Origin of the sequence: Candidatus Francisella endociliophora, from assembly GCF_000764555.1 — a bacterium.
In the GTDB taxonomy this organism is placed as follows: domain Bacteria; phylum Pseudomonadota; class Gammaproteobacteria; order Francisellales; family Francisellaceae; genus Francisella; species Francisella endociliophora.
The window spans coordinates 1,919,711-1,944,775 of the sequence record NZ_CP009574.1; the positions used below are offsets into that span (position 1 = coordinate 1,919,711).

Sequence of the window (25,065 nt, forward strand, 5' to 3'; positions counted from 1 at the left end):
TAAAATAATTTTTCTAAATGAGAATGTCACAATATTATTCTATTAAAGAGTTATTTAACTCACCTAGTTTGATTGATCAAACTGTAACTGTTAAAGGCTGGGTTCGTAGCCGTAGAGATTCAAAAGCAGGTTTTTCTTTTGTAGCTATACATGATGGTTCATGTTTTGATCCAATACAAGCTATTGTTCCAAATACTATTAGTAATTATAATGATGAAGTCTTGAAGCTTACAAAAGACTGTTCAGTTGCTATTACAGGTAAATTAATAGCATCACAAGGCAAAGGTCAAAGTGTAGAGATTCAAGCTGACAGTATTGAAGTTTATGGTTGGATCGATTCTCCAGAGACTTACCCTGTATCACCAAAGCGTCACACCATGGAGCATTTGCGTGAAGTGGCACATCTTCGTACTAGAACAAATATTATTGGGTCAGTAGCTAGAGTTAGAAACCAATTAGCAAATGCAATCCATAATTTCTTATGTAAAAAAGGCTTTATGTGGGTTAATACTCCTATTCTAACTTCTAATGATTGCGAGGGAGCGGGTGAACTTTTCAGAGTTTCAACTCTTGATAGTCTAAATCCTCCATTAGATGATAAAGGTAAGGTTGATTTTAGAGAAGACTTCTTTGGGCGTGAAACATTTTTAACAGTCTCTGGGCAGTTAAATGTTGAGAGTTATTGTTGCTCACTATCAAAAGTTTATACTTTTGGTCCAACATTTAGAGCAGAGAATTCAAATACAAGTAGGCATCTTGCTGAGTTTTGGATGGTTGAACCTGAGATAGCATTTGCAGATTTAAATGATGATGCAAATTTGGCAGAAGAGATGCTTAAATCTGTAATCCAAACTGTGATGAGTAACTGTCAAGATGATTTAAGCTTCTTTAATCAGTTTGTACAAAAAGGTTTGTTGGATAAACTACAGAGTGTGGTTGATAAAGGTTTTGTAAGAGTTGAATATACAGATGCTATTGAGATTTTACAAAAGTCTGGTCAAAAGTTTGAATATCCAGTAGAGTGGGGTATTGATTTGCAGTCTGAGCATGAGAGATTTTTATGTGAGAAGCATTTCAATGCACCAGTTGTGATTATGAATTATCCAAAAGATATTAAAGCATTTTATATGCGTCTTAATGATGATGGTAAAACTGTTGCAGCAATGGATGTGCTTGTGCCAGGGATTGGTGAGATTATTGGTGGAAGTCAGCGTGAAGAGCGTTTGGAAGTTCTAGATAAGCGTATGACAGAAATGAATATAGATAGTAGTGGGTTAAGCTGGTATCGTGATTTACGTCGCTATGGAACTATTCCTCATAGTGGTTTTGGCTTAGGTTTTGAAAGATTACTTGGGTATATTACTGGTGTGCCAAACATCCGTGAACTTATTCCTTTTCCTCGTACACCAGGTAATGCTAAATTTTAAAATAATATAGTGTTGCTTATTATTCTTGTAAAATTAATGAACTTTTGGATAGTCGCTTCTGAAAAGGTATTATAATTTCCAAGGCTCTAAAATTTACCTATTTATTTTTATGTATGAGTTTTATCTTTATCACGATATTACATATAAAATTAAAAAACAAATTTCTGAGGTTGTTATAAATAAAGCTCTTAGGTGTTTTAAATCGCATCACCCATCTGGAACATAGGCATATACATACTTACTACTAGGAAGCCTACTACACCACCTAATACAATCATAATTATAGGCTCAAGCATTGAGCTTAAACTTCCTACTAGAGTATCTACTTCTTCTTGATAAACTCTATTTAGATTACCAAGCATAGTCTCTAGTGCGCCAGATTCCTCACCTACAGCAACCATCTGTTCAACTAGGAAGGGGAAATTTCCTGTTTCAACAATAGCTTCTTTAAATGAGGCACCTTCATTAATACTTTTTTTAATATCAACAGCTGCTTGATCGTATTTTGCATTACCTGTGGCTAAAGCAACCATATCTAAAGCTCTTGTTAAGCTCATTCCTGACTGTACTGTAATTTCTAGAGTACTAGAGAATCTTGCAAGAGCAGATTTAAATATAACTTCACCAATAATAGGAATTTTTAGCATAAGGTGGTCTTGGGCTACTTGGATTTTTGGGTATCTAAATTTCAATGACTTAAAAACACTAATAAAGACAAAGATAAATAATATAATCTTCCACCAAGCATCTTGCATAAAGTTCGAAGCATTTACCGTAAGTTGGGTAATAGCAGGTAGTGGTTTACCAGAGTTTATAAACATTGCTGAGAAAGCAGGTACCGCAAAGGTCAATAAAATACCTGTTACACCGGCAGCAATAATACAAACTATTATTGGGTATGATAAAGCTTTTTTAACTTTCTTTTTGATACTTTGTAAAGCTTCTCGTTGTTCAGCAATCTTATTAAGCATAAGGTCTAAGTTACCAGATTCTTCACCAGCAGTTATAAGACCAACATAGAGTTTATCAAATACTTTAGGAAATTTACTTAGAGCCTTTGAGAAAGAATCACCTCCTTCAATTGCTTGTTTTAATTCGATTGCTAGTATTTTAAGACGATTATGTTTACGAACCCCCATAATAAAAACTTCAAATGATTTAATTATAGGAATACCCGCTTTTGTCATAGTAGCAAGCTGGCGTGTCATCTCAGTTATATCTTGGTAAGATACTTTTTTAGGCATAAGATCTTTAGGCTGTTTTTTAACCTTAATTTCAGAGTAGCCTTTTTGTCTTAATTGAATTTCAGCTTTTTCTTTTGTATCAGCATCAATAACGCCTTTTGTTTTTTTACCACTTTTTAACTTGGCCTTGTAGTTCCAAGATGTAATAGTTATTTTACTTTTATCTTTTTTACCAAATAACATATAACTTTTCCTTTTAACTTACGCGGTATGCTTCTTCCATTGATGTTAGGCCTTCTGAAACTCTAACTAACGCAGATTGTCTTACTGTCGCAATACATTCTTTTTGCGCTTGTTGAGCGATTTCCATAGTGTTTTTATCCTCAAGTATCATTTTTGATATTTCTCTAGATACGGGCATTACCTCATATAAACCAAGTCGGCCTTTGTAGCCTTTAAAACATCTTGGGCAACCTTTAGGGTTAGGTTTATATATTTTTGCTTTTTTAACCTTATCAAGAGTAGTGTTAAAACTACTTTTTAGAATATCATCATTAAGACCACTATCTTCAATAAGCAATTCAAATTCGGTATCTGTATCTTTAAGCTTACATTTTGGACATAGCTTACGAGTTAGACGCTGTGCAATAATAAGTGTAACAGACGTTGCGATATTGTATCGAGGTAAACCCATATCAACAAGTCTGTTAAGTGTCTCTGGAGCACTGTTTGTATGTAGTGTTGACATTACCAAGTGACCTGTTTGTGAGGCTTTAATGGCAATTGAGCCAGTTTCAATATCCCTAATCTCACCCACCATGATAATATCTGGATCTTGACGAAGGAATGATTTAAGTGCTGCAGCAAAGGTTAGCCCTTGTTTATTATTAACATTTACCTGGTTGATGCCTTTAACTACTAACTCTACTGGATCCTCAGCTGTAGAAATGTTTTTTTCTGGCTTATTTAGAATATTTATCCCTGTATATAGGGTAACTGTTTTACCAGAACCTGTTGGGCCTGTTACAAGTACCATGCCTTGTGGTTGTTGGATATATTTTAGATAGGTTGCTTTTTGAGATTCAGAGAAGCCCAGTTGCTCTACTGGTATTTGTGTTGAGCTTGAATCGATAATACGTAATACCACTTTTTCACCAAAACTAATCGGACATGTACTAACACGAAAGTCGATGGCCTTCTCACGAGATAATGAAATTTTGAACTTACCATCTTGAGGAATACGTTTTTCAGCGATATCCAAACTAGACATAATTTTAAGCCTAGAAATAACTTTAGGTCCTAAATTCTTCTTGGTATTAAAAGTTTCAATTAAAAGACCATCTATTCTATATCTAATTCGAAAGTTTTTTTCATATGGTTCAAAATGTATATCCGAAGCACCTTTTTGAATGGCGTCAACAATTGTATTGTTGATAAATCTAATAATAGGAGCTTCTTCATCTTCTCCACTACCTATTATGGCATCACCTTCTCTTTCACCTTCATCAACAAAGTCAATATCTAGATCAGCAGATGCTTCCATTTGTTCACTAAAGTTAGAATCATCATCTTTTTGACCTTCATCCTTTAGGTATTGCTCAAACTCTTCAATTTTTTCTTTTATTTGATTAATCTCGCCAATTATCGCTGTAAATGGGCGATCATATTTGTTGCGCAAACTTTTTAATATATTTTGACTTTCTATAGGATTTGCAATAACTACATGAACAGTTTTTTTTCTAGTAAAAATTGGCAAGCAGCGATTTTTTCTACAAAAATCAACATCAAAAAGTTCTTGCGGAAGAAATTTCACATTTATAGCAGCTAGGTCAATATACTGTAAACGAAGTAGTGTAGCAGCCTCTATCATAAATGCTTGGCTATCAACAATACCATGATCTATTACATAATCTAAGAAACCTTCTTTGGCTAAAGAAGAATCAAGGCTAACCTCTTCAAGTTGTTCTTTCGTAATAAGCTTACGATGTAAGAGTAAAGATGCTAGCTTCTTACAAATATGAGGGTTGTTAATCATTTATACAAAATTAGCTACAAAATTACGAAAATTATATCATGATTACCCTAATTATTAAAAAACAAAATATTTTGAAGAATATTTTTAAAAAGTATTTTATTAGAGAATAGTCTTTGATGTATAATCTTCTGGTGTTTAGAAACAATACAAGAATATATGAAGGTTGATAGGTTTATCTCCCATAGAGGAGCGAATACTGATGCTGTTGAAAATACTATTGAATCATTTCAAATTGCTAGAAATTATGGCATAAAATGGTTTGAAACAGATCTGCAAATGAGTAGTGATAAGGAAGTATTTCTATTTCATGATCAAACACCTAGAAGGTTAGCTCCTTGTGACAAGAATGTTACAGAAATGACAATCTCTGAATTAAAAGAGCTTGAGCTGACTCATCCTATTTTGCAAGTTAAAGGAAAAATACCAACTTTGAGAGAGTATCTTGAGTGGGCTAGTGAAAATGATGCTTTTTCAAATTTTGAATTCAAAATCACTAATAAAAGTGAAGAGTATCAGGAAGAGCTAGTGGAAAAAGCATTAATGTTACTAAAAGAGTTTCCTAATTTGAAAAATAAAGTGTTTCTTTCTAGTTTTTCAAAAGTAGTAATGAAAGAGTTAAAGAAATATAAGAAATATCCTAAGGGTAAACTTTTTTATACTACTAATTGGCCTAAGGATTTTGGCTATATTGATAAAAAGGTATATAAATATTTTAAAGAATGTGATTATATCGCAATTATCATTAATTATGGGTGCTTAACTAAAAAAAGAGTTGAATATCTAAAAAGTAAGTTTAAAAGAGTATATGTATATTCTGTATATACTGATTATGAAGTTCAACAACTTATTTCTTGGGGAATTGATGCAATGTTTATCGATAAAAAAGAGCAAATTGCGTTAAGCTAGTTTAAAAATAGTCTTTGAGTAAATCTTCAATCTTACTAATAATATCATTGCTATGAGAACAACCTTCAGGGTAAAAATATTTTAATTCGATAAAATTATCTGTGATTCTGTATTTGAAAGTTACAAAATAATATTCGGACTTTATTTTCTCAAGTTTTTCAGCTAAAAAACTTTCACCAATTCTATAAACATTCCATTTTTTACGAATTATTTTTCTCTTTTTATCAGAGTTTGAAAAGTTTAAGCTTTCTAACATTGGTAGGCACTCTTTTGGAGGACCTGGAAAAACATAAATAAAACGTTTTTCCTCAAACTCAAGTAGAAATCCATTAGCTGTACCATTTTCATTTTGAATAACTTTTGATCCTTGAGGAAACATGGCTTGCTTTTTTGTACCATGAGTTATTTTGCCATACTTATCGAACATTCTTTTTTCAAGTCGTTGCCATGAATTTTGATCTAGAGCAAGCTCTTTATCAAAAAAATTTCCAACAGCGTAAGTTGTTAGATCATCTTCCGTAGGTCCAAGACCACCTATAGTAATTATGTTTTTATGGTTATTAAGCAAGAATTTGATGCTATCTTTAATGTCTGTAATACTATCGGTACAACAGATATGAAAACCAATGTTAAAATCTTTTGATACTAAATGTTTCGCAAAATTAGAGGAATTTGTATTAACAATATCGCCATCTGTTATTTCATCACCAATAGCTATAAAACCGAAGTCATATTTCACAGTATTATCCTTAATTTAATGATTTTATAAAAATCAAACTATTTTTGATTATTTTTTTTAGGTATTATGCTTTATATAGTATATATTACGCACATATAAGATAGAACTTCTAAGGAGCTCCAAATGAGAATAATAGCAACAAATGTTTATGTTGGTCCTAATATTTATGCAAATTTTCCTGTTATAAGACATGAAATAGATCTAGGTGTACTAGAAAAATGGCCATCTGCAAAAATTGGAGAGGAGTTTATAGAGGGGCTTATTGAGAACTTACCAGGGATTAAAGAGCATGGTTGTTCTTATAGAGAGGCTGGAGGATTTGTCCGCAGGCTTAAAGAAGATGAAGGTACCTGGATGGGGCATATTTGGGAGCATGTTATTTTAGAGCTTCAGAGTATGGCAGGTAGTGATGTAACTTTTGGTCGTACTAGATCTACTGACCAAGTTGGTCATTATAATATGGCGTATGAGTATAAGCAAAGAGATGTAGGCCTTAGAGCTATGGAGCTTGCTAGAGATCTTTTGCTTTCTTTATTACCAGAGCATTTGAAAAAAGAAGTAGGCTTTGATAATGAAGATTTTGATTTTGAATACGAAAAGGTTAGGTTTATTAAGTTTGCTCAAAGCAAAGAATTTGGACCAAGTACAGCATCATTAGTTGAAGCTGCTAAGAAAAGAGATATTCCATATCTTCGCCTAAATGATCATTCACTAGTTCAGTTTGGTTATGGTAAATACCAGCAAAGAATTAGAGCTACTATTACAGGTAAGACAACTAGTATTGCTGTTGATCTTTCATGTGATAAAGAGCAGACAAACAAGATATTAAGTGGTTTAGGTCTTCCTATGCCAAAGCAAAGAATGGTGACTTCAGAAGAAGGTGCTTTAAGAGCTGCAAAAATACTAGGTTTTCCTTTGGTTGTTAAACCATTAGATGGTAATCATGGTAGAGGAATTTCTATTAATTTAAACACAATGGAAGAAATCAAAGAAGCTTTTGTTGAAGCTAATAAAGTTTCTCGTTATGTATTGTTAGAACAATTTGCTACAGGATTTGACCATAGAATGCTAGTAGTTGATGGCAAGCTTGTTGCAGTTGCAAAAAGAGTGCCAGGCCATGTTGTAGGTGATGGCAAACATACTATCACAGAGCTTGTTGATATTGTTAATGAAGATCCTCGTAGAGGCGTTGGTCATGAAAAAGTTTTAACAAAACTTGAATTAGATCACCAAGCAAGAACTTTATTGAAGGCTGCTAATTATGATGAAAATACTATTCTTGAGGATGGTGAGACATTTTATTTAAGATCTACAGCTAATTTATCAACTGGTGGAACAGCTGTTGATGTAACAGATATTGTTCACCCTGATAATAAAGATATGGCGGAAAGAGCTATTAAAGCTATTGGTCTAGATGTTGGTGGTGTAGATTTTCTTATTGATGATATATCACAGTCATATCATGATATTGGTGGAGCGATTTGTGAGTGTAATGCTGCTCCTGGATTTAGAATGCATGTGGCTCCAAGTGAAGGTAAGTCAAGAGATGTTGCTGGTGCTGTAATTGATATGCTAATTCCAAAAGAGTTTGGTAATGCAAGGATTCCAATTGCTGCAATTACTGGTACAAATGGTAAAACTACAACCTCTCGTATGGTTGCCCACATGTGGAAAAATGCCGGTAAAATTGTAGGTCTAACAACTACTGATGGTGTTTATATTAATGGTAAACTTACTGTTGCTGGTGATACTACAGGTCCAACTTCAGCTCAGATGGTTTTAAAAGACCCTTCTGTTGAAATGGCTATTTTAGAAACTGCAAGGGGTGGTTTACTTAGAAGTGGTATGGGTTATGACTACTGTAATGTAGGTGCTTGTTTGAATATCGCTTCTGATCACCTTGGTCTTAAAGGTGTAAATACATTAGAAGATTTAGCAAAAGTTAAAAGTATTGTCCCTGAGGCAGCAAGAGATGTTGCAGTATTAAATGCAGATGATCCAAATGTTCTAAAAATGTCTGCAAAAGTTACAGCAAAGCATATTTTATATGTAACTATGAACCCTGAGCATGCTTTAGTTAAACAGCATATTAGAGCTGGCGGTAAGGCTTGTATTATTGAGAAAGGTGTTAACGGTGACATGATTACAATCTTTGATAATCATATTCATATCCCTGTATTATGGACACACTTAATTCCTGCAACTATGGAAGGTAAAGCTATACATAATGTTCAAAACGCAATGTTTGCTATAGCTATCTCGTATAGTATGGGAATGAGCCTAGATGATGTTAGAGATGGTTTAAGAACGTTTGTAACTTCATTTTATCAAGCTCCAGGTCGTATGAACTGGTTTGAGGAGCATCCGTTTAAGGTCTTAATGGATTATGGTCATAACCCTGCTGCAATCAAGCTTGTAAGCCAAATGGTTGATAATATGGAGTTTACTGGTAAGAAAATATGTGTATTAGCATCTCCTGGTGACAGAAGAGATGAAGATATCTATGAGTTAGCTACAACGGCTGCTCCTTACTATGATTACTTTATTTGTAAGCGTGATGATAATCTTAGAAAAAGAGCTCCTGATGAAGTGCCTAGAATGCTAAAAGAAGCTTTATTAAAAGCGGGTGTTTCAGCAAATAATATAGAAACTATCGAAAGTGAGCAAGAAGCAGTAAATACAGCTTTATCTATGGCTGAAGAGGGTGATTTAGTTGTGATTTTTGCAGATAAGTTAAAAAGAACTTGGAAGCAGATTATATATTTCAACAAAGATCATGAAGAATCTGAAGGTAAAGAAGAGAAAGCAGAAAAGCAAGAAATGTTTTCAGCATCTATAATTGCTCAGGATCCAAGTCTGTCACAAGAAATATCAGATGTTATTAAAGCTGGTATTGTCTCGGATGATAGTGGTGTTCGAGTGGTTTATCATGATGAAGATAGTGATTAATTAGTCTTTTTATTAAGGAGACTTGTATATGATTCCAGAGGGTTATTCGCGTAGGCTGGTTGGGCCAAATCTATTTTTCAAAGAGACTGGTACGGTATTAGATGTGCCATTAGTTGAAAATAGAGATGAACTAACAAAGCTTTTTTATCAAGAAGCTCATAAGTTTTTACCAGCATTAGGTTGGGAAGAAGTAAAGATAGCTCATAAGTTTTTTAATAATGGTGTTAGATTTGCTTTTACAGCTCCTGTAGATATTACTATGCCAGCTTGTGATGTTATTGATTTTGCGTGGGCTTCAGCTAGAGAAGGTTTTGAAACAGGTGTTTTTAGAACAATTGAAGATGCTCAAAAAGAACTTATCCCCGTAATTAATGAAGATAAAAACCTTGTTTATCGCAAGCTTTATGAGCTAGCTAAATCAAAAGGATTTAATGCTTTTAGAGATAAGAGTAAAGCTTTTATAGGCTCAGGAACTGGTTGCTATGAGTTTGATTTGGATAATGATTCTATTGATAGTATTGATTGGGGAAATATTTATGATATTCCTGCAATTATAGTAACTGGTACAAATGGTAAGACTACAACTGTTAGACTTACTGATTATATTTGCCGAGTAGCAGGCAAGCTTACTGGTTATACTTCTACTGATTGGGTAAAGGTAAATGATGAGCTGATTGATGAGGGTGATTACTCTGGCCCCACAGGGCATCAATTTGTACTTACTAACAAAAAAGTAGAAGTTGCGCTTTTAGAATCTGCTAGAGGAGGTCTTCTAAAAAGAGGTCTTATCGAAAGTTTTGTAAATGCTGCAGCTGTAACGAATGTGTCAGCTGATCATCTTGGTGAAGATGGTATTGAGACAGTTGCGGAACTTGCAGAAGCAAAGTCGATTGTTTTTCGTACAATGGGTGAGGCTTCTCATGCAATTATCAATCTTGATAACTCATATATGAAAGAAAGGTTTGATAAGCTTGATTGTGCAAAAATAGTAGTAACTCAAAATCCTGAGCAACATGATATGAAATACTATCTTGAAAAAGCTGATTATGCTTGTATTGTTGAAGATGGTAATTTTGTTTGGGTGGATAGAAGTAGTAAAACAAATCTACTTGCTGTTGTCGATGCACCTTTAACAGTTAAGGGTTTTGCTAAGCATAATATCGAAAATGCTATGATAGCTATTTCTTTATCATTTAAGCTTGGTGTTGATTTTGCCGATATTATAAAAGCTTTAAAAACTTATCAAAATGATACAAAAGTTAATAGGGGTAGGGCAAATATCTTTGAGTGGGGTAATAAAGTTGCTGTACTTGATTATGCGCATAATGAAGCAGGTATCGATGCTTTACTTTCTATGATGAAAGCTTATGATAAAGGTGGTAAAACATATATGATGGTTGGAACCACTGGAGATCGTAAATATTTAATACCAGGTATAAATGATATCGTACTTAAGCATGATGTGGATTTTATTGTTTTAAAAGAAACAGAAAAATATCTAAGAGGTGCTGAACCTATGGAGCTACCTTTAATGATTCGTAAAGATTTAGCAGATAAAGGTTTTGATGTTTCAAAAACATATATTTCTCATGGTGAATTAGAAGGAGTTAAATATATTTTAGATAAGCTTGAAGATAATGATGTCGCAATTTTTTGCTGTCAGGCTGAACTAGAAGAAGTTGCTAATTATTTAGAAGGGTATTCAAAATAATCATTCTTTTATCAATAAACAAACTACATGAGTAGCAATCCCTTCTTTTCTACCAACAAAACCCAATTTCTCGGTAGTGGTAGCTTTGATATTTAATTGGTTAATTTCTATATCTAATATATTAGCTAAACAAGCTTTCATAGCTTCGATATGAGGTAGCATTTTTGGGGCTTGTGCAACTATTGTGCAGTCAATGTTGCCAATAGTGTAGTTTTTATCATCAAGCATTTTTTTTATTTCAGATAGGAAAAATTTGCTATCGGTATTTTTGTATTGAGCATCGGTATCAGGAAAGTGCTTACCTATATCACCTAATCCTAGGGCTCCTAATATAGCATCACAAAGAGCATGAATAAGTACATCACCATCTGAGTGGGCCTCTAGCCCTAGATGATAAGGTATCTCAATACCACCGATGATGATATTTTGCTTCTGATCTGTAAATTTATGGACATCAAAGCCATGACCAATACGAAACATTTTAATTTTTACTCCTGTGTTACGGGATAATTATTATTTAGCCAAGCTTGGATGCCACCTGCGATAGATACCACATTTGTATACCCCATTTTTTGTAGGTTTTGTGCAGCGAGTGCTGACCTAAAACCACTACCGCAATATAAGTAGATTCTTTGTTCCTTAAGAGGGATTAAATTTTCAATTTTTACTTCAAGCTGCCCTTTACTTAAATGCGCAGCTCCTTGGATATGAAACCTATCATATTCGGAATCTTCACGCACATCAAAAATTACTCCGTCTAAATTGTTAGAACCCATTTTTTCATGTAGTTCTGTAACAGAGCACTCTTTGATTTGTGATTTTGCACTATTTACAAGTTTTAGAAATTCTACAGGTTTTTTCTCATTAGGAGAAATAGTAGGATAGCCATTTACATTCCAAGCTCTCCAACCACCATCAATAGATATTACATTTTTATATCCTATATTTTGTAAGGCATCAGCTACAAGAGCAGACCTATAGCCACCACCACAATAAAAATACATTTTTTGATTTTTATTCGGTACAGCAGATTCAATAGCACTTTCAATAATTCCTTTACTTATATGTATCGCATTTGGAATATAGCCATTTGCGAATTCAGATTCATCACGAGTGTCTATAAGTAGACCATCAAGAGTTCCAGATTCATTCATTTTTTGAATATCATCAACAGTACATTCTTTGATTCTTGTTTTTGCATCATTTACTAGTTTTACAAATTCGGAAGAGTGTTGCATAGTTACACCTATTAAGTTGCTTAGATAACTTATATTTTATAGAGTAAATATAGAAAAAAGAATAAGTTTGACAGAATAAAGTTGAAATTACCAAGCAGCGATAGCTGCACCATTTGGATAATACTTTTCAGCTTCTTTTAGAACTTCTTTGTTATTTAAAGATTTAACATATTCTTTTAGTTTCTGATTATCTTTTTGAGAGTCTTGAACTGCAATAATATTAGCAAAAGGTGAGTCTTTAGGTTCAACAAAAATAGCATCTTTTAAACTTAACCCAGCTTTAGATATATAGTCATTATTAACAATACCAATATCAACATCTCCTAGATTATTAGGGATTTGATCTGCTTGTAGGGCTACTATTTTTAATTTCTTAGGGTTACTAGCAATGCTATCAGTAGTTGCTTTCCAAGTTATACCATCTTTAAGTTTAATCAATCCTGCATCCTGTAAAATCATAAGAGCTCTACCTTGGTTTGTAGGGTCATTAGGGATTGCTACAGTTGAACCAGCTTTGATATCTTTAATATTATCGTATTTTTTAGAAAACATTCCCATAGGATATAAGAAGGTCTTACCAATATAAGTTAATTTATAACCAAACTGTTTAACTTGATTCTCTAAGAAAGGAATATGTTGGAAAACATTAGCCTGTAACTCGCCATCATTTAGAGCTCTATTTGGGATATTATAATCACCAAATGTTACAAGCTTGACGTCAAGATTATATTTTTCTTTAGCTATCTTTTGACTTAGTTTCATAATAGCATCTTGAGGAGGGCTTGTAATATAACCAACAGTTATTTCATTTGAGTCAGTTTTTACTACAGTATTTGAATAGAGCTGCATGCCACTAGCTCCTGCTAATATGAGAGTTACTAACCAAAGGGGAGTTAGCTTTTTCGCAGAGATTAGATAGTTACCGAAAGACTGAGTTAACTGAACAAGGATGACTAACATAATTACACCACCTAATAACAAAGTGTAATTACCATAGTTATAACCTTTAAAATAAGTAAGATCACCAAGACCGCCACCGCCAACGATACCAGCCATAGCTGAGAATCCTATTAATGATATGCAAGTTAATGTTGCAGCATCAATCAGCAGGTTCTTAGACTCAGGTAAAAGCACTTTAAAGATAATTTGTCTTTGAGTAGCGCCCATAGCTCTGGCAGCTTCAATTAGACCTGTATCAACTTCACGAAGAGCTGATTCTGTTAATCTTGCATAAAATGGTAATGCTGCGATAGCTAAAGGAACTATAGAAGCTGTTGTGCCAATAGTTGTGCCAACAATTAATCTTGTAAGAGGGTATAGTAAAATTAGAAGAATTATATAAGGAATACTTCTTGTTATGTTTATTATTATACCAAAAGTTTTATTAAATCCTTTGATAAGTACATTTTTACTATCTTGAGTAATATACAATAAAATGCCTAATAAAATACCACCAACCACAGCTACTAAAGTAGCTATGAAAACCATAAAGACAGTTTCCCATGTTGATTGAGCTATTAGGCTAAGCTCGTGTAAACTAAATATTGTCTGCTGTTGCATAACCTAGCACCTTTAAATTAACATCTTGGTTTGATAAGAATTTTAGAGCATTTTCCCAATCTTGACGCTCACCTGTAACATGACAGATTGCAATACCAACTATTTGATCTTGGATTGTTTCAATATTTGCCTGAATAATACTTGCTGTAGCATTAAATTGGCGAGATATCTCAGCAATGATAGGCATCTTGCCCTTATCACCATAAAAGGTGAGTTGTATTACAGGGTAAGTATTTTCATTACTATATGGATTGTCATAAAGTTTTTTAGCCATAAAATCAGGAACTTTTGTATGAATACTTGTTTCAACAAATGATTTTGTAACAGGCATTTTAGGATCTAAGAAAATATCTAAAGTTTTTCCCATCTCAGGAATGCGACCTTTATCAATTATCGCAACACGGTCACAAATTTTTCTAACAACATCCATTTCATGAGTGATAAGCACAATTGTTAACCCAAGCTCTTTATTTAGCCTCTTTAGTAAAGCTAATATTTGCTTAGTAGAGGTTGGGTCTAGTGCAGAGGTTGCTTCATCTGAAAGTAGTACCAAAGGGTTAAGTGCAAGAGCTCTAGCAATAGCTACTTTTTGTTTTTGGCCACCGCTTAGTTCTTGAGGATAGGCTTCAGCTTTATTTGGAAGTTCAACTAGATCGAGAAGCTCAAAAACACGTTTTTTAATTTCTGCTTTTGGTACTCCTTGGATCTCTAAAGGAAGAGCTATATTTTCAAAGACATTACGTGATGAGAGTAGGTTAAAATGTTGAAATATCATTGCAACTTTTTTACGAAAATCTCTAAGTTGTTTCGGATTTTTCTTAGTGATATTTTCATCAGCAATAAAAATTGAACCATCAGTTGGCTGCTCAAGTAGATTTAAACATCTTAAAAGGGAGCTCTTACCTGCGCCACTATGACCAATAATGCCAAATATTTCACCTTGATTAATTTCAAGGTTAATATTATCAAGAACAAGGTTACTAGTGTTATTTGTTCTATATTCTTTTTTTAAATTTTTAATTTGTATCATTCTTAGCCTTAGCTTTATCGCCTATTTTGCTTTCTTGACCACTAATTAATCTTTGGATATTTCCACTATGCTTAACTAGTACAATTATAGCTATTATTAAAAATGGAGTTGCTGTTACAAAATCTGATGTGAATATTACAGAAAAACTTGCTATAACTGTAGCAACTAAAGCAGATAGAGAAGAATAACGTGTAATAACTGCGACACAAACCCAAGTAATTACAAAAATTAAACCTAGAACTAGGCTAAAGCCAAATAATGTTCCTATAAGCGTAGCGACTCCTTTGCCACCTTTAAATCCAAAAAATATAGGAAAAACATGACCAAGAATAGCATAAAGAGCTGTACAAGCAGTTATAAACTCATTATGGGTGAGAACTTTTGCAATAATTACTGGAGCTAACCCTTTTAATATATCAAAAGCAAGCGTGATGATTGCGGGTATTTTACCACCAATTCTAAGTACATTTGTGGTTCCAGGGTTACCAGAACCAACACTTCTTGGTGATGGTAATCTAAATATATAACATACAATAATAGCACTATTTATTGATCCTAAAAGATAAGCAAATATTAGGATGCTGAAGTTTAAAAAGTCCATGTGGCTCCTTTATTTTTATAAAATTATTTGTTCTATTATAAGGGATAATACTATCTCGGCAATATCTTGGCTAGCTATTTTTATAACTTTGTTATACGATTACTACCTTAAAAAATATATTCACTAATATTTATTCTGAAAGGTTAATTATATTATGACTGTAATGAAGTTTGATTTGATTAAAAAACAAGGTAAAGCTCGTAGAGGAAAGATTAGTTTTCCAAGAGGTGATATTCAAACCCCTGCATTTATGCCTGTAGGTACCTATGGTGCTGTTAAATCATTATCTCCAGTTGAGTTAAAAGAAATGGGTGCAGATATTATCTTAGGTAATACTTTCCATTTATGGCTAAGACCGGGTACTGATATCATTAAAAAGCATGGCACACTACATGATTTTAATGGTTGGGATAAGCCAATTCTGACAGACTCTGGAGGATTTCAAGTATTTAGTTTAGGTAAGATGCGTAAACTTACCGAAGAAGGTGTAACTTTTAAATCACCAATTAATGGTTCAAAAGTATTTTTATCACCAGAGATCTCAATGCAAGTTCAAAGAGATTTGGGTTCTGATATTGTAATGTGCTTTGATGAGTGTACGCCATATCCAGCAACTGAGAAAGAAGCTAAAGATTCTATGGAGCTATCTATGCGTTGGGCTCAACGATCAAAAGATGCTCATGGGGATAATCCATCAGCATTATTTGGAATTATTCAAGGTGGAATGTATGAACATCTAAGAGATGAATCTTTGGCAGCATTAAAGAAAATTGATTTTGATGGGTTTGCTATTGGTGGATTATCTGTAGGAGAACCAAAAGAGGATATGATTAGAATATTAGATCATACAGCTCATCAAATGCCAGAAGATAAACCAAGATATCTAATGGGAGTTGGTACACCAAAAGATTTAGTCGAGGCTGTTTATCGTGGTATTGACATGTTTGATTGTGTGATGCCGTCAAGAAATGCTCGTAATGGTCATATCTTTACATCAGAAGGTGTAATTAAAATTAGAAATGCTAAACATAAAGAAGATACTTCACCATTAGATCCTAATTGTGACTGTTATACTTGTAAGAATTTCTCTAAGAGTTATTTACATCATTTAGATAAAACTAAAGAAATTTTGGGCTCAAGATTAAATACTATCCATAATTTAACTTACTATCAAAACCTGATGAAAGCTATTCGTAAAGCCTTAGAAGAAGAAAGGTTTGAAGAATTTAGAAAAGAATTCTTAGAAAATTATAAATAGGAGTAAATATGAAAAGCTTATTAATTGTTGCAGACTTTATAAATGAAATAGTTGATGAGAAGGGTGCTTTTGGTGCTCATAATGCGCAAAGAATAAAAGATGATAATACTATACAAAAAGCGAATCAATTAATTTCTTGGGCGAGAAAAAATAATGTTCAAATTGCACATGTAAAAGTTGGCTTTAGTAAAAGCTATAATGAATGCTCAAAAGTATCTCCAATGTTTAAGCAAGCTCCAGAATATGGTGTTTTAAAGTTAGATACTTGGGCAACGCAGTTTCATGCTGATATGGATGTTCAAGATCAGGACATAATTATCACAAAACATCGTGTAAGCGCTCTTTATGGTACAGATCTTGAAGCTATTTTAAAATATAACAATATTGAGCATGTTGTTATATGCGGTGTGTCGACAAGTTTTGTTGTTGAATCGACTGTTAGAGAATTACATGACCGTGATTATAAAGTTACAGTAGTTGCTGATGCCTGTAATGCAGCTACGCAAGAAGCACATGATGCTAGTTTAGCAAACTTATCTCGTATTGCTGATGTTATCGGTGTTGAGCAAGTGATAGGCTAAAAATATCAAAAATATGAGCGAAACTAATTGACATTATCTAATGCTAATATATAATACTTTCCTATCGGGTGCATAGCTCAGCTGGGAGAGCATCGCCCTTACAAGGCGAGGGTCGGGGGTTCGAACCCCTCTGCACCCACCACGATACGAAAAGGCGGTTTTATACCGCCTTTTTTGTTTCTAATATTGTTATCACTGCTTCACAAAACTGTGCTAGACTTTTTCTGATAGGTTTTCAAAACTATAGGAGAAAATTATGAGAAAAGTTTTACCAATATCATTAGCAGTTTTGTTTGGTTCATTATTAGTTAGCTGCAGCAGCTCAAACTCAAGTGATACGGAATCACAACAAACTGATACTCAAGCTGTTGCACAGCAGTCTACTCAAGAAGTTGCAACAAATAATGATAATATTTGTCCAACAGGTCAGCAAGTTAAAACAATAGATATGCAAGATATGACTTTTTTATACTTTAAATATGAAGATCATATTTGTGCAACATTAAAAGTTGATCTAGATAAAGATAAAACAAAAGATTGGTCAAAAGATGGTAGTGGTTGGTTTGCTGCTGGTTTTGGTGCACCAACAATGAAAGGCTCAAATATGTTTATTTTTGTACCTACTAATACTGATACAAAAGATACTCAGTATGATGTTTTTGCTAATATTGGAGGAGCTTATGGACCAACTAAACCTCTAGATACAAAACCAGCAGATGGTCAGATATCCTTATTATCTTCATCTTTAGGGCAAGTGAGTTTTGCTATTTATCCTAACAACGTTGATGGGGTAAATATTGAGGATAAAAAAGTTGATATGATTTTTTCTCATTCAAAAGCAGGTGCTACAGAGTTTGCTCCTGGACATATCGCTAAATATGATGGTTTAGCAATGGATTTTGAATAATATAAAATAGGCTTCATAAGTTATTCTTTAAGTTGTATTTGAATGGCTAATTAAATACAATTATCTTAATATTTTTCAGTTAAATTATTTATGGGACGATCTAGAAGAAGAAAGCTCAAAGAGGGTATCTTTGATGCTGAAATTATATCTCTTAGCCACGATGGTAGAGGCATTGCAAAAATTGATGGTAAAACAACTTTTATACCTTTTACTTTACCAGGTGAAATAGTTAAATTTGAATACACATTTTCAAAAGCTAAATTTGATGAAGGTAAAGTTGTAGAGTATATTAAAAAATCTCCAAGTAGAGTTGAGCCTCCTTGTGCTCATTTTGAGATGTGCGGTGGTTGTAGTTTGCAGCATATGTCTACAGGTGCTCAAATAGAACATAAGCAACAAACTTTATTAAATCAATTAAAATATATTGGTAATGGGGTTCAGCCTCAAAATATTTTAGAACCGTTACTTACAAATAATACAGAAGGCTATCGCAATAAAGCGCGTCTTGGTGTTCGATATGTTACAAAGAAAGAAAAAATACTAGTTGGCTTCAGAGAGCGTAACGGTAGATTCTTAGCAGATATTGATAAATGTATAGTTTTAAATCCATTGGTGGGTGAAAAGATTACTCAGATAGCTGAGTTTATAGAAACCTTATCTATATACAAGCATATAGCTCAACTTGAGATTGCAATTGATGATCATCAACCTGCTATTATTGTTAGACATCTTGAGCCTTTTGTGAATGAAGATCTTGATAAGTTGAGAGCTTTTGGGCAAGAAAATAACTATTGGGTCTATTTACAATCTAAAGGACCAGATACTATCTTTAGATTATATCCAGAAAAAAATGTTGAGCCTACAAAATTAAGTTATCAACCTATTGAAGGTATAGAAATTAATTACGAGCCTAGTGATTTTACTCAGGTAAATAATGATATAAATAAAAAAATGATTAAAAGAGCAATTGAGCTTTTAGATATATCAGAAAATGATTCTATTATAGATTTATTTTGTGGGCTTGGTAATTTCACTTTGCCAATTTCTCAAAAAGCAAAATCTGTAATAGGTGTTGAGGGTGAGCAAACAATGGTTCAAAGAGCTATTGAAACCTCTCAAAAAAACAATATTACAAACACCAAATTCTATGCTGCTAATCTTTTTGAAAGCTTTGAAGATAAAGAGTGGTTCAATAACTTTGAGTATAATAAAATGCTTCTTGATCCGCCAAGAGCAGGTGCACAAGAGGTATGTAGCAATATCGAAAAATTTAATGTTGATCGTATAGTTTATGTTTCGTGTGATACCGCTACCTTAGCTAGAGATGCAGGGATTTTAGTTAATGAAAAGGGTTATAAACTTATAAGTGCTGGAGTAATGGATATGTTTCCGCATACCATGCATGTTGAATCAATAGCTGTATTTGAAAAAGTTTAGGAGAATTTTATGTATATAGGTTTAGATATTGGTGGCACTAATATTTCAGCTGGTATTTTTGATGAGCAGAAAAATTTACTTAATACCGCAAAAGTTAAGTCAAAAGGCAAAAGTGACTCGGATGTTGTTCTTGGTCAGATTTTTAAAGTTATTGGTAAGCTCTTGGATGACTCAAATAAAGATAAAATCAAAGCTATAGGTATTGGCATAGCAGGTTTTGTTGATTCAAAAAAAGGTGTATTAAATTTTAGTGCGAATATTAATTTAAATGGGATAAACATTGTTCAAGAAGTTACTCAAAAGTTTAATAATGTACCAGTTTTTCTTGAGAATGATGTTAATGTTGGCGTTATAGGTGAATGGAAATACGGTGTCGGTAGAGGCCATAAAAATATAGTAGGTATATTTGCGGGTACTGGTATTGGTGGTGGTTTAGTAATACACGATAAGTTTCTCTATGGCGAGACTGGTGGCGCTGGTGCAGTTGGTCATGTCACTATCAATAGCCAAGGCCCATATTGCGGAAGTTGTGGCTCACAAGGATGTGTTGAAACTTATGCAGGTAAAGTTGGCATGGAGAATAGAATTATGAATCTGCATAAGAAGGGTGTTAAAAGCATTCTGATAGATTCTGTACTTGAGAATAATGGCAAACTAAAAGGGTCTCACTTAAAGAAAGCCTTAGAGGCTAAAGATCCAGTAGCTATCGATATTGCAAATATTGCGATGACAAATTTAGGTGTTGCTGTCGCTAATTATATTAATCTTTTAAATCCATCAATGATTCTGTTCGGTGGTGGAATTATGGAAGCAATAGGTCAAGAGTATTTAGATGTGATTTATCAGTCTTGCTCAAAATATGCTTTTAAAACTATGTTAGATGCTTGTGAATTAAAGATCGCAACTCTAGGCGATAATTCAGGTGTATATGGAGCTATGGATATAGCATTTAATAGACTACAAGGAAATTGGTAATGTATATAGGTGTTGATATTGGCGGCTCTAATATGGCTGCTGGACTATTTGATGAAAATAAAAAGCTAGTAGCAACTGCGAAAGTTAAATCAAAAGCAAAAGATGTAACTGAAGTTGTTTTAGGACAGTTGTTTAAAGTTATTGATAAACTAACTGTGGATATTTCTACAGGAAAAAGTTTAAAGGGAATCGGTATAGGTGTTGCTGGACTTATTGATAAAAAAACATCAGTAGTGCGCAGAAGTGTTAATATCAATATCAATGGTGTTAATCTAAAAAAAATTCTTGAAGAAAAATATAAAGTCTTAGCAGAAGTTGATAATGATGTAAATGTTGGTATCTTAGGTGAAGCTAAGTATGGCGCAGGAGTAGGTTGTGATGATATCGTTGGTGCTTTTGTTGGCACTGGTATTGGTGGTGGCTTGGTATTAAACGGTAAGCTTTATACTGGGAATAGTGGTTTGGCAGCAGAACTTGGTCATACTGTTATCAAACAAGGAGGAGCATATTGTCCAGGTTGTGGTTCACAAGGTTGTCTAGAAGCTTATGCAGGTAAAGTGGGTATTGAAAAGAAAATAGAAAATCTTGCTAAAAAAAGAATCTCAAGTACCCTTATTGATCTAGTAGTTGAGAATGATGGCAAGCTGAAAAGTAGCCATATTAAAAAAGCACTTGAAGACAATGATGAAATAGCAAAAGATATTCTCAGTGAGGCTATGGAATATCTAGGTGCAGGGCTTGGAAGTTCTCTTAATATGATTAACCCATCTATGGTTATCTTAGGAGGTGGAGTTATGGAAGCAATAGGCGAGCAGTACTTGCCTTTAATTAAAAGGGCAGCTATGAGAAATTCTTTTGCAGATATATTTGCAGAATGCGATTTTAAATTAGCCAAACTTGGTGATCAGGCTGGTATTTATGGGGCTATGGAGCTTGTGGCTATTTAATAGGGGTTTAAAACATTGAACATATTTAAGAATTTTATCTCTCAGTTAACTACTTACTTCAAAGGTTTTAGAAATATTAGACTAACTAATATTTTTAATGGCTGGTCTACTTTAGAGATTGTATGGTTTGTGACTGCGACATTAACAATGTTGTTTATAAGCGCTTATACTGCTCAACAGCAGGTAGTGCTAACGATAGTAGCTACAGTTACAGGTATTACTACAATTTTACTGATAGCTAAGGGAAAGGTTTTAAATTTTTTCTTTGGACTTATAAATAATCTTACATATGCTTATGTTTGTTATAGTCAAGGTATTTATGGACAATTTCTATTGTTTTTGTGTTTTTATTTTCCTATGCAGTTTTATGGCATGCATACTTGGACAAAGCCACAACGTACAAATGAAAACAATGATATTATCACTAGAGTCTTAACTGGTAGCCAGAGACTAAAACTTAGTGTAGGTATAATAGTTGTTGCTACATTGTATGGGTTGATAATTTTGAAAGGAGTTTTTAATCAGCAAGTTGGCTTATTTGCTGATTCGCTAACAGGAGTTGTTGCCGTTGTTGCAATTATCCTGATGGTCAATGCTTATATCGAACAGTGGGTTTTATGGATAATTATTAATTCTCTTTCTACTATTATTTGGTTGCAACAATATCTATTTGGTACTGGTCAAGGGATAGCATTTTTAGTGATGTGGTTAATTTATCTTTGTAATGCAATATATGGTTATATTAATTGGCTAAAACTTAAAAAGGACGATTAAAAAACTTTCTTATAAACTTCTTAACTTAATATGATCCTTGCTATATAATTTGCAGTTATTAGCCTACCTAATTCAAATCAAGTTATGACTGTTAGACAAACTCTATTTCTAATTCTTACTCCAATTGTTGCAATGTGCGTTCTATCATTTGGTAACGGGTATTTTACAACTTTTTCATCTATTGAATTAAACAGTCTTGGTAGATCGAATTTTATGATCGGAATAATATCCGCGGCTTATTTTTTAGGGATGACTACAGGATCATATTTTTCGCAATTTACTATTATGCGAGTTGGTTATATACGTGCGTTTGTTTTATTTGCATCGATGATGGCTATTAGCACAATGCTTCTGGGAGTCTTTAAAGGAGTTACCATATGGATCATATTTAGGTTTGCGTGTGGTTATGCTTTAGCTGCTTTATTTTTAATTATTGAAAGTTGGTGTATCCTATCTTCTGAGAAAAAAAATAGAGGATTTGTTTTTTCTATTTATCTCTTTGTATACTATGGTACACAAGCACTTTCACAGCTTATGATAAATGTTCACTTTAGTGAAACTCTTCTTGCTTACTGCTTTATTTCATCTTTATGTAGTATTGCTATAGTGTTAATGGCATTTACAAAAACTATTGCTCCAGCACCACACTCAGAAGAGGTCTGTTCTCCTAAAAAAATTATACAAAAAGTACCATTAGCTATAGTTGCAGCAGCAGTTGGAGGAGCAACTCTTGGCTCGGTGTATACTATACTGCCGATCTTCTTAGTTAGGGTTGAAAGTACTCATGATTTGATTTCATTTTTAATGATGGTAACTATTTTAGGTGGTATGTTATTACAAATCCCAATGGGTAAATTATCAGATATTATTGATCGTAGAAAAGTTATATTATTAGCAGCAGTTGGTATTGTGGCTACTTCTTTACTAGCAATGCTATTCCACAAATCTCCAGTATTCTTTGCTTTTATCATTTTCTTTTTTGGCGGCTGTGCATTTGTGATATACCCCTTATCAATATCTCATGCTAGTGACTTTTTAGAAGAGAATGAAATACTTGGAGCAATTGGTGTTATTACTATTGCTTATGGAGTTGGGTCTGTTCTAGGGCCAATTATACTTTCAAATTTCATGGCAGTTGTAGGGCCTTTTGGATTTTTTGTAATAACAGGTGTAATATCTGTACTATTAAGCATATATACAGTTTATCGACTTCAATATAGAGAGTCTGCTACAGATACTGTTGCATTTACAGCAGTTACTCCAGAGAGTGTTGGATTTAGTGAGGCACAGGAGGTCGTTTCAGATAAGCTTGGAGAGTAACATTATTCGATGGTTTATTAATTGCAAAGCATACTAAGCTAGCTTATAATTACAGAAGTTCGAAAAAATTCAAGACAGACTTAATTTATCTAAAGGAGTTTATAATTATGTCATCACAAATAAGTCAAGTTCATGCTAGACAAATATTGGATTCTCGTGGTAACCCTACAGTTGAAGTAGATGTTGTTTTAGAAAGTGGTGCTTTTGGTAGAGCAGCGGTACCTTCTGGTGCTTCTACTGGTATTAGAGAAGCTTTAGAGTTAAGAGATGGAAAAAAAGACATTTTTCTTGGTAAAAGTGTTTATAAAGCAGTTGAAAATGTAAATACAAAGATTGCACAAGCAGTGAAAGGTTTAGATGCTTTAGATCAAAGATTAGTTGATAAAACTATGATTGATTTAGATGGCACTGAAAACAAAAAGAATCTTGGTGCAAATGCTATATTAGGTGTTTCTTTAGCTACAGCTAGAGCAGCAGCTTCTCAGCTTAGAAAGCCATTCTATCGTTATTTAATGGATGTTAAAGAATATTTAATGCCAGTACCAATGATGAATGTAATCAATGGTGGTTCACATGCAGATAACAATGTAGATATGCAGGAGTTCATGATTGTACCAGCTGGTTTTGATAATTTTTCTGATGCTCTAAGATGTGGTACAGAAGTATTCCATACTCTTAAAAAAGTATTAGTAGCTGATGGCTATAGTGTAGCAGGTGTTGGTGATGAAGGTGGCTATGCTCCAGATTTACCATCAAATGAAGCTGCTGTAGAAGCTATTTTAAAAGCTGTTAAAGAAGCTGGATATGAGCCTGGTAAGCATGTGTTTATTGCATTAGATCCTGCAAGTAGTGAGTACTACAAAGATGGTAAATATGAATTAGCTTCTGAAGGTAAGTCTTTAACATCAGCAGAAATGGTTGAATACTTTGCTAAATGGGTTGAGAAATACCCTATCGTATCTATCGAAGATGGTATGGCTGAAGAAGATTGGGATGGTTGGAAGTTAATGACTGAAAAACTTGGTAAGAAAGTTCAGTTAGTTGGTGATGATCTGTTTGTTACTAACCCAAGCATTCTTGCAAAAGGCATCGAAAAAGGTGTAGCTAACTCTATTCTAATCAAGTTAAATCAAATAGGGTCTTTAACAGAAACTTTTGAAGCTATGGCTATGGCTGGTCAAGCAGGCTATACTTGTGTTGTATCTCATCGTTCTGGTGAAACTTCTGATACAATTATTGCTGATTTAGCTGTTGCAACCTGTGCAGGTCAAATTAAGACTGGCTCATTATCAAGGTCTGATCGTATAGCTAAGTATAATCAGTTATTAAGAATCGAAGAAGAACTTGGTGAAAATGCTATTTATCCAGGTGTTAAGGCATTTGTGTTTAGTTCTGAAGAAGAGCAAGCTGATGAAGCTCAAGAAATTGTTGTAGAAGAGAGCGAAACGGAAAAAGTCGTAGTTCAAGTCGAAGAATAATCATTATT

21 protein-coding genes and 1 tRNA gene are annotated in these 25,065 nt (G+C 33.6%); 14 read left to right on the plus strand and 8 right to left on the minus strand.

What is annotated here, in order from left to right; all coding sequences use genetic code 11:
* The first annotated feature begins 23 nt into the window (after positions 1–23).
* On the plus strand, positions 24–1,427 hold the full coding sequence (gene asnS / locus QI37_RS09380; protein ID WP_052399184.1) for an asparagine--tRNA ligase: 1,404 nt from the start codon (positions 24–26) through the stop codon (positions 1,425–1,427).
* A gap of 197 nt (positions 1,428–1,624) precedes the next feature.
* Here asnS and QI37_RS09385 read toward each other — a convergent pair whose 3' ends face one another.
* Together QI37_RS09385 and pilB are read right to left on the minus strand one after the other, a co-directional pair.
* Positions 1,625–2,854, minus strand: coding sequence for a type II secretion system F family protein (locus QI37_RS09385; RefSeq protein ID WP_040010536.1), 1,230 nt, complete (start codon positions 2,852–2,854; stop codon positions 1,625–1,627).
* A 13-nt stretch (positions 2,855–2,867) separates the two neighbouring features.
* Positions 2,868–4,646 carry a type IV-A pilus assembly ATPase PilB gene (gene pilB, locus QI37_RS09390; protein WP_040010537.1) on the minus strand — a complete coding sequence of 593 codons (1,779 nt, stop codon included), beginning with the start codon at positions 4,644–4,646 and terminating at the stop codon, positions 2,868–2,870.
* Positions 4,647–4,802: 156 nt separating this feature from the next.
* Between pilB and QI37_RS09395 the strand changes: the two genes are divergently transcribed.
* The gene (locus QI37_RS09395) at positions 4,803–5,552 is read left to right on the plus strand and encodes a glycerophosphodiester phosphodiesterase family protein (protein WP_040010538.1); all 750 of its coding nucleotides are present in this window, start codon (positions 4,803–4,805) and stop codon (positions 5,550–5,552) included.
* A 1-nt stretch (position 5,553) separates the two neighbouring features.
* Here QI37_RS09395 and QI37_RS09400 read toward each other — a convergent pair whose 3' ends face one another.
* On the minus strand, positions 5,554–6,291 hold the full coding sequence (locus tag QI37_RS09400; protein ID WP_040010539.1) for a competence/damage-inducible protein A: 738 nt from the start codon (positions 6,289–6,291) through the stop codon (positions 5,554–5,556).
* A gap of 123 nt (positions 6,292–6,414) precedes the next feature.
* On the opposite strand from QI37_RS09400, the gene cphA reads away from it, so the two are divergent.
* Positions 6,415–9,240 (plus strand): cyanophycin synthetase, encoded by a 2,826-nt coding sequence (gene cphA, locus QI37_RS09405; protein WP_040010540.1) that lies wholly within the window; start codon positions 6,415–6,417, stop codon positions 9,238–9,240.
* 28 nt (positions 9,241–9,268) lie between these two features.
* Positions 9,269–10,951: a Mur ligase family protein gene (locus QI37_RS09410; RefSeq protein WP_040010541.1), complete on the plus strand. Its 1,683-nt coding sequence runs from the start codon at positions 9,269–9,271 to the stop codon at positions 10,949–10,951.
* Here the strand turns inward: QI37_RS09410 and ispF are convergent, their stop codons facing one another.
* The 5 genes from ispF to plsY form a co-directional block, all read right to left on the minus strand.
* The gene (gene ispF, locus QI37_RS09415; protein WP_040010542.1) at positions 10,952–11,431 is read right to left on the minus strand and encodes a 2-C-methyl-D-erythritol 2,4-cyclodiphosphate synthase; all 480 of its coding nucleotides are present in this window, start codon (positions 11,429–11,431) and stop codon (positions 10,952–10,954) included.
* Between the two features lie 8 nt (positions 11,432–11,439).
* Positions 11,440–12,189 (minus strand): rhodanese-like domain-containing protein, encoded by a 750-nt coding sequence (locus tag QI37_RS09420; RefSeq protein WP_040010543.1) that lies wholly within the window; start codon positions 12,187–12,189, stop codon positions 11,440–11,442.
* Between the two features lie 87 nt (positions 12,190–12,276).
* Complete coding sequence (locus tag QI37_RS09425; protein ID WP_040010544.1) at positions 12,277–13,749, minus strand: MetQ/NlpA family lipoprotein; 1,473 nt, start codon at positions 13,747–13,749, stop codon at positions 12,277–12,279.
* Entirely contained in the window at positions 13,727–14,779 is a 1,053-nt protein-coding gene (locus QI37_RS09430; RefSeq protein WP_040010545.1) for a methionine ABC transporter ATP-binding protein, read from the minus strand. Before QI37_RS09430 ends, QI37_RS09425 begins: the two co-directional genes overlap by 23 nt.
* Positions 14,766–15,380 (minus strand): glycerol-3-phosphate 1-O-acyltransferase PlsY, encoded by a 615-nt coding sequence (gene plsY, locus QI37_RS09435; protein WP_040010546.1) that lies wholly within the window; start codon positions 15,378–15,380, stop codon positions 14,766–14,768. The genes QI37_RS09430 and plsY overlap by 14 nt, the downstream gene beginning before the upstream one ends.
* A 154-nt stretch (positions 15,381–15,534) precedes the next feature.
* Between plsY and tgt the strand changes: the two genes are divergently transcribed.
* The 10 genes from tgt to eno all read left to right on the plus strand — a co-directional run bounded on the left by tgt (position 15,535) and on the right by eno (position 25,057).
* Positions 15,535–16,638 (plus strand): tRNA guanosine(34) transglycosylase Tgt, encoded by a 1,104-nt coding sequence (gene tgt, locus QI37_RS09440; protein ID WP_040010547.1) that lies wholly within the window; start codon positions 15,535–15,537, stop codon positions 16,636–16,638.
* 8 nt (positions 16,639–16,646) lie between these two features.
* On the plus strand, positions 16,647–17,219 hold the full coding sequence (locus tag QI37_RS09445; protein WP_040010548.1) for a cysteine hydrolase family protein: 573 nt from the start codon (positions 16,647–16,649) through the stop codon (positions 17,217–17,219).
* Positions 17,220–17,285: 66 nt separating this feature from the next.
* Positions 17,286–17,361: transfer RNA gene (locus QI37_RS09450), tRNA-Val, on the plus strand.
* 114 nt (positions 17,362–17,475) lie between these two features.
* Positions 17,476–18,126 carry a hypothetical protein gene (locus tag QI37_RS09455; protein ID WP_040010549.1) on the plus strand — a complete coding sequence of 217 codons (651 nt, stop codon included), beginning with the start codon at positions 17,476–17,478 and terminating at the stop codon, positions 18,124–18,126.
* A 90-nt stretch (positions 18,127–18,216) separates the two neighbouring features.
* A complete protein-coding gene (gene rlmD, locus QI37_RS09460; RefSeq protein ID WP_040010550.1) occupies positions 18,217–19,563 on the plus strand; it encodes a 23S rRNA (uracil(1939)-C(5))-methyltransferase RlmD in 1,347 nt (448 codons plus the stop codon).
* Positions 19,564–19,572: 9 nt separating this feature from the next.
* Positions 19,573–20,538, plus strand: a complete 966-nt coding sequence (locus QI37_RS09465; protein WP_040010551.1) for an ROK family protein — start codon at positions 19,573–19,575, stop codon at positions 20,536–20,538.
* Entirely contained in the window at positions 20,538–21,485 is a 948-nt protein-coding gene (locus QI37_RS09470) for an ROK family protein (protein WP_040010552.1), read from the plus strand. The genes QI37_RS09465 and QI37_RS09470 overlap by 1 nt, the downstream gene beginning before the upstream one ends.
* Before the next feature lie 15 nt (positions 21,486–21,500).
* On the plus strand, positions 21,501–22,259 hold the full coding sequence (pnuC, locus tag QI37_RS09475; protein WP_040010553.1) for a nicotinamide riboside transporter PnuC: 759 nt from the start codon (positions 21,501–21,503) through the stop codon (positions 22,257–22,259).
* An 84-nt stretch (positions 22,260–22,343) separates the two neighbouring features.
* On the plus strand, positions 22,344–23,579 hold the full coding sequence (locus QI37_RS09480; protein WP_040010554.1) for an MFS transporter: 1,236 nt from the start codon (positions 22,344–22,346) through the stop codon (positions 23,577–23,579).
* A gap of 107 nt (positions 23,580–23,686) precedes the next feature.
* On the plus strand, positions 23,687–25,057 hold the full coding sequence (gene eno / locus QI37_RS09485) for a phosphopyruvate hydratase (protein ID WP_040010555.1): 1,371 nt from the start codon (positions 23,687–23,689) through the stop codon (positions 25,055–25,057).
* Positions 25,058–25,065 lie beyond the last annotated feature (8 nt).